Annotated in this window: 17 protein-coding genes; 11 read left to right on the top strand and 6 right to left on the bottom strand. The window is 60.2% G+C overall.

Annotated elements, in window-relative coordinates; all coding sequences use genetic code 11:
• Positions 1 to 9 precede the first annotated feature (9 nt).
• Positions 10 to 288 (bottom strand): hypothetical protein, encoded by a 279-nt coding sequence (locus tag ABIB66_RS00280; protein WP_354210865.1) that lies wholly within the window; start codon positions 286 to 288, stop codon positions 10 to 12.
• Between ABIB66_RS00280 and ABIB66_RS00275 the strand changes: the two genes are divergently transcribed.
• From ABIB66_RS00275 to ABIB66_RS00250, 6 genes are all read left to right on the top strand, one after another.
• On the top strand, positions 287 to 706 hold the full coding sequence (locus ABIB66_RS00275; protein WP_354210866.1) for a hypothetical protein: 420 nt from the start codon (positions 287 to 289) through the stop codon (positions 704 to 706). The two genes, ABIB66_RS00280 and ABIB66_RS00275, sit on opposite strands and share 2 nt — an antisense overlap.
• Complete coding sequence (locus tag ABIB66_RS00270; protein WP_354210867.1) at positions 706 to 1,278, top strand: hypothetical protein; 573 nt, start codon at positions 706 to 708, stop codon at positions 1,276 to 1,278. The genes ABIB66_RS00275 and ABIB66_RS00270 overlap by 1 nt, the downstream gene beginning before the upstream one ends.
• A 162-nt stretch (positions 1,279 to 1,440) precedes the next feature.
• A complete protein-coding gene (locus ABIB66_RS00265) occupies positions 1,441 to 2,010 on the top strand; it encodes a hypothetical protein (RefSeq protein WP_354210868.1) in 570 nt (189 codons plus the stop codon).
• Positions 2,007 to 2,795: a metallophosphoesterase gene (locus ABIB66_RS00260; RefSeq protein ID WP_354210869.1), complete on the top strand. Its 789-nt coding sequence runs from the start codon at positions 2,007 to 2,009 to the stop codon at positions 2,793 to 2,795. The genes ABIB66_RS00265 and ABIB66_RS00260 overlap by 4 nt, the downstream gene beginning before the upstream one ends.
• Entirely contained in the window at positions 2,792 to 4,357 is a 1,566-nt protein-coding gene (locus ABIB66_RS00255) for an AAA family ATPase (RefSeq protein ID WP_354253979.1), read from the top strand. Before ABIB66_RS00260 ends, ABIB66_RS00255 begins: the two co-directional genes overlap by 4 nt.
• Positions 4,358 to 4,518: 161 nt before the next feature.
• Entirely contained in the window at positions 4,519 to 5,793 is a 1,275-nt protein-coding gene (locus ABIB66_RS00250; protein ID WP_354210871.1) for a DUF2130 domain-containing protein, read from the top strand.
• Between the two features lie 206 nt (positions 5,794 to 5,999).
• On the opposite strand, the gene ABIB66_RS00245 is transcribed toward ABIB66_RS00250, so the two are convergent.
• Positions 6,000 to 6,191 carry a hypothetical protein gene (locus ABIB66_RS00245; RefSeq protein ID WP_354210872.1) on the bottom strand — a complete coding sequence of 64 codons (192 nt, stop codon included), beginning with the start codon at positions 6,189 to 6,191 and terminating at the stop codon, positions 6,000 to 6,002.
• Positions 6,192 to 6,796: 605 nt separating this feature from the next.
• On the opposite strand from ABIB66_RS00245, the gene ABIB66_RS00240 reads away from it, so the two are divergent.
• The 5 genes from ABIB66_RS00240 (at position 6,797) to ABIB66_RS00220 (ending at position 10,056) form a co-directional block, all read left to right on the top strand.
• Positions 6,797 to 7,417 (top strand): nucleotide-binding protein, encoded by a 621-nt coding sequence (locus tag ABIB66_RS00240; protein WP_354210873.1) that lies wholly within the window; start codon positions 6,797 to 6,799, stop codon positions 7,415 to 7,417.
• On the top strand, positions 7,417 to 7,758 hold the full coding sequence (locus ABIB66_RS00235) for a hypothetical protein (protein ID WP_354210874.1): 342 nt from the start codon (positions 7,417 to 7,419) through the stop codon (positions 7,756 to 7,758). Before ABIB66_RS00240 ends, ABIB66_RS00235 begins: the two co-directional genes overlap by 1 nt.
• 259 nt (positions 7,759 to 8,017) lie before the next feature.
• Positions 8,018 to 9,046: a plasmid recombination protein gene (locus ABIB66_RS00230; RefSeq protein ID WP_354210875.1), complete on the top strand. Its 1,029-nt coding sequence runs from the start codon at positions 8,018 to 8,020 to the stop codon at positions 9,044 to 9,046.
• Between the two features lie 318 nt (positions 9,047 to 9,364).
• Positions 9,365 to 9,613: an SGNH/GDSL hydrolase family protein gene (locus ABIB66_RS00225; RefSeq protein ID WP_354210876.1), complete on the top strand. Its 249-nt coding sequence runs from the start codon at positions 9,365 to 9,367 to the stop codon at positions 9,611 to 9,613.
• A 182-nt stretch (positions 9,614 to 9,795) separates the two neighbouring features.
• The gene (locus tag ABIB66_RS00220) at positions 9,796 to 10,056 is read left to right on the top strand and encodes a hypothetical protein (RefSeq protein WP_354210877.1); all 261 of its coding nucleotides are present in this window, start codon (positions 9,796 to 9,798) and stop codon (positions 10,054 to 10,056) included.
• Between the two features lie 710 nt (positions 10,057 to 10,766).
• Here the strand turns inward: ABIB66_RS00220 and ABIB66_RS00215 are convergent.
• The 4 genes from ABIB66_RS00215 to nagA all read right to left on the bottom strand — a co-directional run bounded on the left by ABIB66_RS00215 (position 10,767) and on the right by nagA (position 13,510).
• Positions 10,767 to 10,955 carry a class I tRNA ligase family protein gene (locus ABIB66_RS00215; protein WP_354254216.1) on the bottom strand — a complete coding sequence of 63 codons (189 nt, stop codon included), beginning with the start codon at positions 10,953 to 10,955 and terminating at the stop codon, positions 10,767 to 10,769.
• The gene (locus tag ABIB66_RS00210) at positions 10,949 to 11,278 is read right to left on the bottom strand and encodes an HAD hydrolase-like protein (RefSeq protein ID WP_354210879.1); all 330 of its coding nucleotides are present in this window, start codon (positions 11,276 to 11,278) and stop codon (positions 10,949 to 10,951) included. The genes ABIB66_RS00215 and ABIB66_RS00210 overlap by 7 nt, the downstream gene beginning before the upstream one ends.
• 584 nt (positions 11,279 to 11,862) lie before the next feature.
• Entirely contained in the window at positions 11,863 to 12,126 is a 264-nt protein-coding gene (locus ABIB66_RS00205) for a hypothetical protein (protein ID WP_354210880.1), read from the bottom strand.
• 208 nt (positions 12,127 to 12,334) lie between these two features.
• Positions 12,335 to 13,510 carry an N-acetylglucosamine-6-phosphate deacetylase gene (gene nagA, locus ABIB66_RS00200; RefSeq protein WP_354210881.1) on the bottom strand — a complete coding sequence of 392 codons (1,176 nt, stop codon included), beginning with the start codon at positions 13,508 to 13,510 and terminating at the stop codon, positions 12,335 to 12,337.
• Position 13,511 lies beyond the last annotated feature (1 nt).

The following is a 13,511-nucleotide window of genomic DNA, read 5'->3' as shown; positions in this document are numbered from 1 at the left end:
CCGAATCGACTATTTTCGGAAACGAACACCTTCGCCTGAGTTCTTCGAGGCTCCGAAGAATTCAATACCGTACTGGTCTTCCAGGACGCGTTGCATTGCCTTTAGAACTTTTCGACGACGCGGATCCATTTTCTCGCTCTCGTCAGTCTCAACGACGCTCACCGCCTGGCGTGTGACTCCCGCCTGTAAAGCCAGCGTCGCCTGATCCACTCCCGCCAATGCGCGGCCCGCGCGAATAAGGCGAGGCGGCGGCCAGACATCTTGAGCGGATAAAGCCTTATTAACCATGAGCTCTCTTCACTGGAATTTTTCCAGCGAACCGATTGACTTTCTGGTCGAGATCGCCGACACTATTCCAGCGAACAACGGAACACGACCTATGAACTACCACGAATACATGGCGAGTCGCAGCTGGCGTAGAAATCCGACCCGGCTTGCCGAACTCGAAGCCGCGGGCTTTCGCTGCCGGGTTTGCAACCACGACGGCAGCCATAACCCGATCGAGGTGCATCACCGCACATATGAAAATCTCGGTCGCGAACAGCCGGGCGATTTGACGGCGCTGTGCCGGAATTGCCATCGCGTCGTGACCGACCACCTGCGCCGCCTGCGCTATACGCAATGGGTGCCGGCGCACGCCAACATTCGCCCGGCGCTGCAAAGCCCCTCGCCGCTTTTCGACTTCACGTTCAAGGAGACTAGCTGATGTCAGTCGAGAAACTTAGGCTTCGCCTAACGGGCGAACGACCGCTCCTGATGCACAGCTCGCGCTTGGCGGACCCACTCGAGGAGATCAAGATCGATATCGACCGGCTGGCGAAGAAGCGCGACAAGACAATCGCCGATCATCAGCAGATCGCCAAGATGGAATGGTATGGCGGTCTCTGGTTGCAGGACGACAAGCCGTGCATTCCTAGCGAAGCTGTCGAATCGGCGTTCATCAAGGCCGCGAAGACCAAGCGCAAGGGCAATCAGGCCAAGGCCGGGTTCTCCTGCGGGACGTCGCCGCTGCTTCAGTATGAGGGACCGACGGATCTGCCCTCGTTGTGGGAGGACAAGGATTTCCGGCTCCGGTTTCCCGTGAACGTCAACGACTCGAAGGTGATGCGTACGCGTCCGCGCTTCCCCACCTGGCACGTCGACGTCGACGTCGACTTCCTGCCGAGCCTGCTCAATCCGAACGAGGTGATTGAGATCCTCGAGATCGCGGGTCTGCGCGAGGGGTTTGGCGACTGGCGTCCCAAGTTCGGCAAGTTCTCGGTCACCAAGATCGAATAGGTTCGCCGCGGCGTGGCGCGGCGGGGCGTGGCCCGGTGAGGCATGGCGTGGCCCGGCAAGGCAAGGCGAGAGCCCCGTAACAGGGGCTGCTCCATCTAATCTTCGTCTCAACTCAGTAGGGATTGACGTGCGGCTGGCCCCGCGCGACCGGGAGAACATTGCATGCGCAAGAAGGAGATGGGCGCCACAGAGGCCGCGTTGCCGGCGTCTGTAAGAGTGTACAGCTTGGCGGCCAACGCCCCACGATGGCTGACTCTCGGAGGTGACCGCTTGTGGCCCTTCAAGGCAGATGCCACCTCGCTGTTGGCGTGGTGGCGGACGCTCCCGTCGGACACGTTTGGCGACGCCGAGCGCCGCCTCCTGCTGGCGACCCTCGAAAAGATCGATGTCGTCCACGGCGGTGATGACGGCGCAGCCGCGATGAAAGGGGACCCGGCCGCGGCTATCGGCTTTGCATTCTCCTTGATGCCGATCAAGAACATGACGCTCCAGGTCGACCTCGCCATGACGGCCCTGCTGCGTTGCGCACTTGAGCGCAATGCGGCGGCGGCGCTGGTGCTCGCGCAGGTCACGGGGTTGACCGATCTTGGACACCCCTACGCCACCGAGATCGCCGGGTCATGGCTCGTTCACGGAAGGTGTTCCTCGGACAATCCCCGCAAGTTCGGCGAGGCTGAAACCGTGCTGCTGACCGCTTTCCTGGAACGTCACTGTTATGATGGTGACGCATGAAGTTGCAGCCCTTTTCAGATCTCCATGCTGACGTCGCTCCAGTGAAGAAGATCACTATCGCGGATGACGTCGATGTGGTTATCGTTCCCGGCGACACTTGCGAAGGTGCGCTGCTTGCCTTCGGGCACCTGCGCAGGATTGTGCCGCTGCACATTCCCATCGTGATGACGATGGGCAACCACGAATTTTACCGGCGCTTCGTTCCCGATGAACTGGCGTTGGCTCGCTCCCATGGTCGCTCCTTCAATATCCACGTGCTCGAGAACGACAGCATCACGCTGAGTGGTGTAGGCGCGTCCGGCGGCGTCCGCTTTCTGGGGGCAACGCTCTGGACTGACTATCGGATTTTTGGTGAGGCCAACCAGGCCGCGGTGATGAACGCCTGCGCCAAGGCGATGAACGATCACCGCCTGATCGGATGGCAGAAGAAACCGTGGCTGCGGTTCAGGCCGCAGGAAGCAGCGCTTTTGCATCACCAGTCCACGGCGTATCTGGAAGGCGTTCTGGCGGCGCCGTTCGAAGGCCCCACCGTCGTCGTCAGTCACACCGCCGTACATTGGAACTCTGTGCATCCCAAGTACCGGAGCGATCCTGTGACCGGTTCGTTCGTTTCAGACCAGTCCGTGCTGATCGAGCGTTACCAGCCGACACTGTGGGTCCATGGCCATGTCCACAACTCTTCCGATTATTGGGTCGGCCAGACGCGGATACTGTGCAACCCGCACGGCTACGGGTCCGAGAACCCTCATTTCAAGGACGCTATGGTGGTGGAGCTCGAGGCATGAGTGCGGACGACCCAGATGAGGTCGATCTACCCGCGGTCGAGCGGGATGCCGTGGTTACGGGTGCGGCTGCCGATTCGGCTGACTGGGACGCGCGTCATGAAGGTCTGCCCCGGCTTTTGCGCTACGCCATGCTGGTCAACGACAACGCCAATCATGTCGAACAGCGACTGATTGCCGAGATCGACCAGCTCTGCCCGAATTTGCCACTCAACGCGGCTTGGGCGACGGCGTTCAATGCCGACGTGGGTCTCGCACTTGCCACCGAACTCGACCGCCGTGCCGTCACAGAGGACGATCCCAAATTGCGCGGTCTCGCCGATAGTGTTCGGTTGCTGTCTCTTCCGGCGTCGGGCGACGGCGCGTTCTTTAGAAATCACCACCGTGTAGCAAAGGCTCTATTGCTCGCTTTCAGCACGACCGTCCACAAGATCGACGAACAGCTCCGCTGCGACGTAGAACGGTTCGTATTCGGCTGGGCGGCATTGCCGGCCTGCGGTCACATGATCGTACGACACCAATCTTCCGCGATGAACGCGGTGGTCATCGGCTCGAGCACGGCGAAGCACCGTATCGCGGCCGCGAAGAAGGCCGTGAACCGGAAACAAGAGGAAGAGGAGGAAGCGGCCCGCAAGAAGGCGAAGAAGGAAGCGGCCCAGATCCTGCATCAGGTCGCCACTCCGCGCGAAGTGATGCCTGAACATCACCTCGTCGTAGCTCGTATGAGTGACGACGCCATGAAGAGCGTCAAGCTTAAGGAGATACTGGGGCCGTTGAAGAACGTCATCAACGTTGCCTTGCCGTTGGTCGAGGTGCCCCCGCTGCATCAAATGCGCAGCACACTGCTATTCGAGTTCCCCTATGCCATGGAGGTCATCGATTTCGCCCTCGCCGATCTCGTCGGCCGCACCACGGTCCGGCTGCGGCCGCTCCTGCTGGTTGGCGACCCCGGTGCAGGCAAATCTCGGTTTAGTCGCCGCCTCGGAGAGGTTCTTGGCCTGAACGTCTGGCGGGAGAATGCGTCACGAGCTGACGGCGCCGCGTTCGGCGGTACGGACCGCCGCTGGTATTCGGCCGAGCCGTGCCATCCCTTTCTCGCGGTGGCGCAAGGCAAGACCGCCAATCCGATGGTCCTCCTCGATGAATTGGAGCGTGCTGCCACCCGCTCCGATTATGGGCGGCTATGGGACTGCCTGCTCGGCTTCCTGGAGACAGAAACCAGTACGCGCTATCCAGATCCAGCACTACAGACGAACCTCGATTTGTCGCACGTCTCATATGTCGCCACGGCAAACAGCTTGGATCCGCTACCAAGCGCGATTCGAGATCGCTTTCGCGTGGTCCTGTTTCCGAAGCCGCGCGCGAACGACCTCGGTGCACTGCTGCCGACCCTGATTGCGGACTTGGCTAAAGAACGCGGTCTAGACGAGATCTGGATGCCGCCGCTTGACGGCGCCGAATATGCCGCTGTCGCGCGGAACTGGCGCGGCGGTTCGGTGCGCCGCCTGCGCCCGGTCATCGAAGCCATCATGCGCCAACGCGACTTGCGCGCCACGAGGAACTGATCATGACGCACGAGCCCACCGAGAAGCCGAAGCCAACGGCACCGCACAGGGCCTCGCCATTGCCACGACCGGCACGATTGCCGGGGATAACGCCGCGACCCGGCACGGTCGGCGCCGGTAATCCGACTACAATCATATCCCATCATCACAGGACCAATACCGTGAGCGACCCACAGATCATCTGCACGAACTGCGGCACCGAGATCAAGCTGACCGAATCGTTGGCGGCCCCGCTCATCGCCGCGGCGCGCAAGCAGTTCGATGCACAGCTTGCGGCCAAGGAAGCCGATTTTGGTCGTCGCGAAGCCCAGCTCCGGCAAACGCAGGATGAGCTCGCCAAGGCCCGCGACAGCCTTGACGACCGGGTGGCCACGATGCTGCGCGCCGAACGTGCGGCTATCGCCGAATCCGAGGCAAAGAAGGCCCGTCTGGCGCTGGCGGATGATTTGGGCGAGCGGGACCGGCAGCTTGCCGATCTGCAGCAAATTCTCGCTATCAACAACGCGAAGCTCGCCGAAGCCCAGCAGGCCCAGACCGATATGTTGCGTAAGCAGCGTGAACTCGAAGACGCCAAGCGCGAGGTCGAGTTGACGGTCGAGAAGAAGGTGCAGGAGAATCTCGGCACCATCCGCGACAAGGCCAGACTTGAGGCGGAGGACGTATTCAAGTCCAAGGTCACCGAAAAGGAGGCGCAGCTCGCCGGCATGCAGCGGCAGATCGAGGAACTGCGTCGTAAGGCCGATCAAGGTTCGCAACAGTTGCAGGGCGAAGCGCTCGAAGTCGAACTTGAAGCCCTGCTCCGCAGCCGCTTCCCGCGCGATCTGATCGAGCCGGTGGCCAAGGGCGAGTTCGGCGGCGACGTGGTGCACGGGGTGCTGGCCGCCAATGGACAGCGCTGCGGCACGATCCTCTGGGAGTCAAAGCGAACGAAGGCCTGGAATCACGCGTGGCTGGCCAAACTGCGCGACGATCAGCGCGCCGCGAAAGCGGACGTCGCGCTGATCGTCTCGAGTGCAGTACCGAAGGAGATCCAGAGCTTCGATCTCATTGAGAACGTCTGGGTCGCGGAGCCGCGCTTCGCTATTCCGCTCGCTGTCGCACTCCGGCAGTCGCTGATCGACGTCGCCACCAGCCGAAAGGCGCAGGAAGGTCAGCAGACGAAGACTGAGGTGATGTATGCGTACCTCACCGGCCCGCGCTTCCGTCACCGCATCGAGGCCATCGTCGAAAAATTCACCGAAATGCAGGCCGATCTCAAGCGCGAACGCAACGCGATGACGCGGTTGTGGGCCAAACGCGAGGAGCAGCTCAACGGCGTGCTCGATTCCACCGCCGGTCTTTACGGCGACCTCCAGGGTATCGCGGGCCAGGCCATGCAGGAGATCAAGAGCCTGGATGTGCCGATGATCGACGTGAAGGGTGAAGCGGCTGAGTAGCGTCGCAGGCGAAATTGCTGCATCGAATTATGGAATACGTTGCTGCGCTAAGGCCGACGGTTTAGGAAACCGTCGCTCTATCCGGCTGAGCTACGGGACCGCTATTTGTTTTCAACGTGTTAGCCGAACTCCGAAATTCGTTCGGCATCCCGTTGGCATCTGCTGTGTGTGCAGCGGAAGTCAAATAGCAGACGCGGGCCTGTTCTTCAACGTCGGTCGCTTTCCCACATTCCCGCCATTTCCAGCCCCTCGATGATGCAGCCGATCCGGTACTCCCGGAACATCGTCGCCACCATCGCCACCGCGTCATACCAGTGAACGGTAAACCGCACCTCCGGCAGCTTCTCGGCGAGCGCCTGCATGACGCTCTGCGGGTCGGCTGAGTTCTCGCGCATCACTCGCGCGATCACGTCACCGTAGAAGGTAAAAAGGTCACCCGTCCGAATCGGGTGGCCCGTCGAAGCTGTAGCCGGTCCGGCCGGCGATGGACTGCTGTATCAACTGGGTCTGGTGCTTGGCTTCGGTGAGGAGTGCGCGGAGCTCGGGCTGGATGCGGCTCCGGTCCATCTTTGTGCAGTTCGACGATCCGCTTGTTGATCTCCATCCCGGCCGCGAACGCACGGAGCGATGCGGTGAAGCCACGCGCAATGGCGTCACAAGACTGCCGCGCCGTGATGCAACGACGTTGCTGCGCATTTACGCGACAATGTGCTTCGGCGCCTGTTAACCATGATGGCTCCAACGCCATATGGGGCAAGATGCAGTGATGCAGGTATGTTGTGATGCAGTGACGCACCGATGCGGCAGCGTTGCGGCATCATCATGGACCCACAATGGGCCGGACTGGTTGACAAATTTCCCGGTGGAGAACTTTTGGCCGCCGCTCGGCGAACCTCGCCTCAGTGCCCATGCCATCGGTGTTCACCCCACTTTTCGAAAGAATCCGGCGGATTTGATCGTTGCGACGCGCCCGTTCATGCTGGACCCAGCAGGAGGTGCATGCATGCGCGTCGCCACGGCGGTGCAGTTGAAGGGCGGGACCGGGAAGAGCACGGCGGTTGTGAACGCCGCCGTGGCCGCAGGGACGCGGGGACTTTCCGTGGCGATCGCCGATACCGATCCCCAGGCATCCAGCGCGATGTGGGCGGCGGCCCGCGGCGCGGCGGCCCCCTTCGTCACCTCGATGACCGCACGTCAATTGCCTGACTGGCTTACGGAAAACCGGCCTGCCTTCGACCTGATTCTGGTCGACACCCCGGCCCATGACACTGACACCCTAGCAGACGCGGCAAGGCTCGCTGACCTAACCATCATTGTTACCGAACCAACCTACCTGGCGAACGCCGTGGCGGCCCGCATCCAGGCAGCGTTTGTCCAGGAAAATATCGAGTACGCGATCCTTTTGACGCGTACGCCTTCCCAATTGAACCGGCGCCTCAATCATTGGCTCGCCCTCCATCGGGAACTCGGAACGGTAGTAGATGCGCATCTTGCCTATCGTGTCGCCTATCAAGACGCCATCGCGCTAGGGCTCGGCGTGGTCGAGTACGAGCCCGATGGGCCGGCGGCCCGCGAGGTCTGTGCCGCGACGGATTGGATTCTCACGAAGTTGGAGTTGGTCTAGTGAGCAAGCGTGCCGACCCTGCAATGGCCTTTGCCGCCTCTTCGCAGAATTTGCGAAAGGTGCTACGCGACAGCGCTCCCGGAAAGCAAGTCACCGGCAATATCCAAGAGAGCTGCCGCACGACGTTGACTGTCAGCGAGGACCTCCATCGCGCCGTCCGTAGTCTTGCAGCTGACGTCCATTGTAAGTTTAACGACATCGTGGTCATCGCGATCGAGGACGCCCTTCTGAAGAAGGAGGCTCTGCCCGGCGGTCCCAGCCGGCTCGACCTCCGCCGCCGGCTCGGCCTCGCGGTCTCCGAAAGTGCGCCGCCCTCGCCCGGCGCCATGCCTGACGGTTAGAGGCGGCGGTGCAGGCGTGCTCGCACAGGGCGGCACCGCCGTCGATCAGCCGTCTATCCTCAGAAGTGAGTTCTTCTCTCGGATTGCACCGTTAAGGCCTTTGAGGGACCTCCAGTGAAAGCCTCGAGATACACCTAGAGAACCGACTAGGTGTATCTCAAATCAGCGTCCAGAGGGGCCGGATCAACTTTCATGCGGAAAGTGCTTCCGGCTTGCCATGGCGTCGCCGAGACTGCCTCCAGATCGAGGAGGCACTACTTTGATTGCGTCATATCAGTTCAACCACGTCGAGGCCTATAGCCGCAAGGGGGCGCATCGGAAGAATTCGACTAAGCGCAAGTGCTCGATGTTCGACATCCGGGACGAGATGATCCGCGCGCCGCATGCCTGCGGGCACGTGACGGATCCGCAACCGCCGAACCTGATCTTTGGATTGCCGCCGGGCGAGGCATTCGACATGGCCGCGGGCCGCGCCGGGCAAGCGGTCGATAAGATCGGGCGAAGGTTGCGGCCGGAGGCGCTCGCAGTCCTGGTCGGCGTCGCCACGTGGCCCGATCTCACGGCCAATCTTCAACAAGACGCTGAAGCACGCGAACTGTATGTGCAGTGGCGCGATGCGACCATCGCCTGGCTGCAGTCGCAGTGGGGCAATCTGCTGGTCACCGTGGTCGAGCACATGGACGAACTCCGTCCGCACGTGCACTACATCGTGATCCCCGAACTGGAGCCGGACAACCGCCTCCGCATCGCGAGCGTCCACGCCGGTTTCCGCGCTGCCGCGAATTGCGAGGATGCCGGCGGGAAGCCCCGCGAGCAGAGCAAGGCCTACAAGGCGGCGATGACGACCTTTCAGGACCGCTACTACGAAGATGTCGGCGTCCGCTTCGGGCTCATACGGATCGGACCGCGGCTGCAGCGCTTGACGCGCGAGGAATGGAGCGAGCGGAAGCGCCAGGCGGAAATCCTCGCTCGCGAGCATGCGCGCGTCGACGCCCATTTGGTCATGATCAAGCAGAAGGCGCGCGAATTCGTGGCCGAGAGGGTCGCCGCAGTCAACGCGGCCGCGCAGTCCAAGGTCGACGACGTGATGATGCAGTCGCATCACGACGTCACGACGCTGAAGCAGGAAGCAAATAAGCGCATGGCGATTTTGCTGGACCGCGAGCAGATCCTGCGGGATGAGCTCGAGGACAAGGACGCGCTCATCAACTCGCAGGCGGAGCAGCTCGCCCGCGCACTCGAGCGCTTGGCAATTTATGAAGGCGTTGGACCGGCGGCTGGACGGTAGGATCGAAGCCAACCTACTACTCTACGGTCCTGCCTTCAACGGCATCTCAACAAAACAATGGCATCACAGGATCACAGGATCACAGGATCCCTTCGTCGATAGCGCTTCGCGAATTTCCGCGGCGGCACCGACCACGCGCAATTCGCCCATCGCGGAAGCGATAGCCTACGCGACGGAATGGATAGATGCACACAGCGGGGGCTATCGCGCCTAGGTACTAATGACGTCGCCTGGGGTGGCCGGCCGGACCAAGGGCTCAAAAGAAGCGTTCTTGAAGGGGTAAGGGCACTTAAGGCGGGGTCTGCCGATGTCGTGTTAATGGATCTGCAATATGCGCCGCAGGTGCTCGCCTCAGTTGGCTATTCGACAATGGAGGACATCATAATCGAAGTCGCAAAACAGGAACGGGTCGGGCTGTTCTCTCGTTTTGCGCTGATGCGAAACTCGGTCAGTGCCGGGGTTGCGCAAAGCGCGCTTGTAACGTGGGACGGATTGCACAACACCGCCGATGGTTATGATTGCATTGGACGAGGCCTTGCCCGAGCCATCTCAACGAGTGCGCGTTGAGAGGCCCTAGCTCAGGCGAGTCGACGGCTGCGAGTTCGCATGACTCTGGGCACCGACCGTGACAGCGATGCCGAGCGTGCAGATGCCCACCAACGCGAACAAAGACCAAATATCGTCGACAATCACCGCATCTCTCGCGGCGGTGACAGCAATTCGCGCCGACGCTGTCAGGAGGTGCGCTTATGCACCATTATGCCAGCCAACTTGTTGAGCTGTTACTGGTGCTTTTCGCCGCGTGGATGGTCCCGGCCACCGTTTTTATTATCTACGCCTATTTCGCTCGCCTTAAGAATCCGGTCAGCGAATCGGTCTTTGGACGCGTGGTCATCATATCCTTGTTCTTCATAACCACGTCGATCTGGCTCCCGATAATTCTGACCGCCATAGCCCTATCATTGATCGGTCATTTGTGGTTCCGCTTCAGGGGACAACTACGCAAGTAGCGCGATATTGCTAGAGGCCAAAAAGATGGAGTCGAATTAGAGCAGCCCCTCAGCAAACAAAAAAAGGGAAGCGAAGCAATGTCCGCGTTTCTTCCAGCTCTGACGATAGCTGCTATCAATTTGATAACAATCGCCACGGCCGCAGAATGGCGACCGCAGTTTCTCTCAGCGTGCCAAAACGGTTGCGCGCAGCATGGTGGCTTTTCGAGGGACGCTTGCTTGCAGATTTGCAACTGCATGGCCTCAGAATTGGAAGCGAAATTTAGTACCGAGACTCTCGGCTCCATTGATCCCCCGAGCGCTGAGCAACTACGCCAAACTAATGAAATCAGAATGCTTTGCGTCCGGCGAGTACTAGGACGTTAGAGCTGTTGCCATTGGCATGGAGGTCATCGACTTGACCCTGACGTACCTCTCCGTCTTTCCATAGCCGCAAAATTGACTGCGCCGGCCGAGGACCACGCGCAGACCAACTGTCGCTCCATTCACTTACCTCGGGCACATCATTTGACGCCCACAGGAAAAGCATCACGGTCTCGCGGACGCAACTAGGTCACGCAATTTTCGCGCCAAAGACAATTTTCGAAGCGAGCAGAAATAATGCGAATTGCTTCAGCTTTGGACAGAGTGATCGCCCCACCAGCACACACTTATCTTCGCCTCGGTTGGGTCCGGGCGAATGTTTGAGCATGTAAGTCTAAATCACTGATCTATCTTACTGAGCCCTCTCGCTGACGCCACTTGAAAACGTTTTCGATTGCAGCGCTAAGGGACGAGTAGCCGGCTGCCATCTCGAACCAAACGTAGATTCTTTGATCTTCGTATCCTTTGATGGGAATCGGAATGCCAATATCCGTCGGATGCGAGACGCAAATTTCCGGCAAGCCATCCTTCACCATGAGATTGGACATGGCGCGGGCAAAGGAACCGAAAGATAGCGCTCACGGAGAACTTCCGCGTACCGAGCAGCCGCTCGCTCGAAAAAGGCCTCGAACCCTGTAGTGTGCCGCAGATAAATCTCGTAAAAAGAGAGAAAGTGCTCTCGACGCGAGCGCCCGAAATTCGCTTTGAACTCTTCTATGAATTGGTCTGCAGCCGCGACGTCGTGAGGCCGCAGCACCTCTCGCATGATCTCGAGCTTGGCGCCGTTGCTATCCAGAATGACACCGTCCAGATCGAATATGATCAGCTCAGACTGACTGATGAACTCCAACAAATCCATGTCATGCCACCCCTCTTAAGGCATTCTCGAACATTTTGGGCGAGTAAGCCGTAGCGTTCTCCTTCGCGAGAAACTCGAGAATCTCGATCTTGCTGGACACCTCGAGCGCCGCTTCGCTCTCCAAATTCTGAACCCTCGCAACCGAGAGCGGCTGAGGTTCTTTCCCGCAGTACGCGGAACAGAAACTCCGCACCGGACTTAACGAACATTTTGCGAGGCGCAAACTGAACGAGCAAAACCCCGAGCTCCGCACCAGGTCCGGCGCTCTCTTCGATGAACCGATCGAGTTCACCCCGCGCAAGCTGTGACGAACGAGTAACGGACTTCGGCATCTTACCGAAAAGCGGAAATAATCCGGCATCGCGTTCGCCCACTTCGAATAGTTCGAACATCGGTGCGGCTTATGGAATGATGTTGATCTCGCTGGCGTTCAACACCCGCGCGTAGCACCCGCCAACTCTTTCCTTGCAGACTCGCGGAACATTCCATCCCACTGTGCCGAGCCGCAGCTCAGCCTTGATATGCGCGGCCTCTTCCATGTCAGTCCGTAACTGCCATCGGGCACCACCGGATGTTTCGCAACCTCACGCCGACTTGCGCCGCGTCCCTGATGTCGGCTTCTTCGCCGCCGCTTCCTTAGCCGGCATCTTACCGGCGATCGGCATCAGCATCTCCTTTTGAGCCGCGGCAGCTTTCTTCGTCTTCTTGGCAGTGCAAATCGCGGAGGCGCAACCAACGATTCCGACATTCGGTTCAAGTTGCGATTCGACCGAGGACGACGCTGCGTCCCGAACGCAGTGAACATCTCCTAAGTTATTGATTTTTATTGAGATGGCAGGCGTTTCCATCTCGTTTTGTTCCCGGTTGTTTCACCCAATTCGTTGCGATTTCGTTGCGGAGTTCTGAGAGAGAACGGCAGCCACTGTTGCTTGCCCGGTCTCTTGGAGGCTTTCCCAAGCACCAGCGGGACGAGATGGCCAACATCGCCCGCTTCAGTGTCGTGGTTGCGAGTCGATCGTCCGCTATGAACCCGATCGCCGACTTGTGTCCTCTCCTTCAGTCTTCAGCCTGGAGTTCTCTGCCCATCGAACCGACACCGCCTACCCACGTGCCGACGATTTGAAAGTTCCGATTGAAGGCGACCAAATCCGCACGGTATCCCGGCGCGATCCGTCCAAGCTCGGACTCAAGGCCCAGAAATGCCGCGGGCGTCCGAGAAGCCATGATGAGGGCATCGACAAGGGAGATTTCGAGCAGCGCAACAGCGTTGCGCACCGCCTCGATTATGGTGAGGTGAGCGCCGGCGAGTGTGCCATCGGGGCCCGTCAGGCGGTTTTCGTGCAACGTGATCGGCCTTCCGTGCAGCATGAATTGCCGGTCGTCGGTGCCCGCCAATGGCATGGCATCGGTGACCAGCATCAATCGATCGCGTCCCTTGCAACGGAAGGCAACGCGCAAGCAGGCACGGTCAACGTGGATGCCGTCGCAGATGATCCCTGCAAACAGCCGGTCATCCCAAAGCGCGGCGCCCACCAGGCCCGGCTCCCGGGCGTTCAACTGCGACATGGCATTGAACAGATGAGTCACCCCCAAGACACCGCGATCGACCGCCTGCCCGATTTCGGCTGCGGTGGCGTCGCTGTGGCCGGCCGCGATACGCAATCCGGCGCCGATCAATTCATCGATCATGGATGCGGGCACGCATTCCGGAGCCAAGGTCACCATGGAGCGGCCGCACCCCCCAAAACTCTTGATCGCAGCGAGATCGCGCTGATCGGGCACGCGTATCTCGGCTTCCGGATGAATGCCTTTGCGAGACCTGTTGAGGGCCGGTCCTTCCAGATGAAAGCCGAGAACGCCGGGAATCTTGAGACAAGCCTCCGCGGCCACAGCCAATCGCTCGATGACCTCGCTGCGATCTGTGATGAGGGTCGGCAAGCAGCCCGTGGTCCCCGCCTGGCGGTGCGCCTCCACGATGCGTCGAACGCCAGCCTCCGTTGGCTGGTCGTTGAGAAGAAGGCCGCCGCCTCCGTTCACCTGGATATCGATGAATCCGGGCGCAATAATCGCGTCCGCAGGAAGATGGATTGAGGCGCGCGCCTCCGGCTCGCCGAAGGTGATGCTTTCGATCCGCCCCTGCGAGATCCTGACCGACCCCGGCCCGCGCATGTCGGCACCATCAAAGATGTGCTGCGCGGAAATCGTGGGAGCGGAATAACCAGCGTTGCCCATC

It is taken from the genome of Bradyrhizobium sp. F1.13.3 (genome assembly GCF_040548265.1).
Taxonomy (GTDB): Bacteria; Pseudomonadota; Alphaproteobacteria; order Rhizobiales; family Xanthobacteraceae; genus Bradyrhizobium.
The sequence above is the reverse complement of the archived record's forward strand: the minus strand, read 5'-3'. Positions and strand labels throughout refer to the sequence as shown.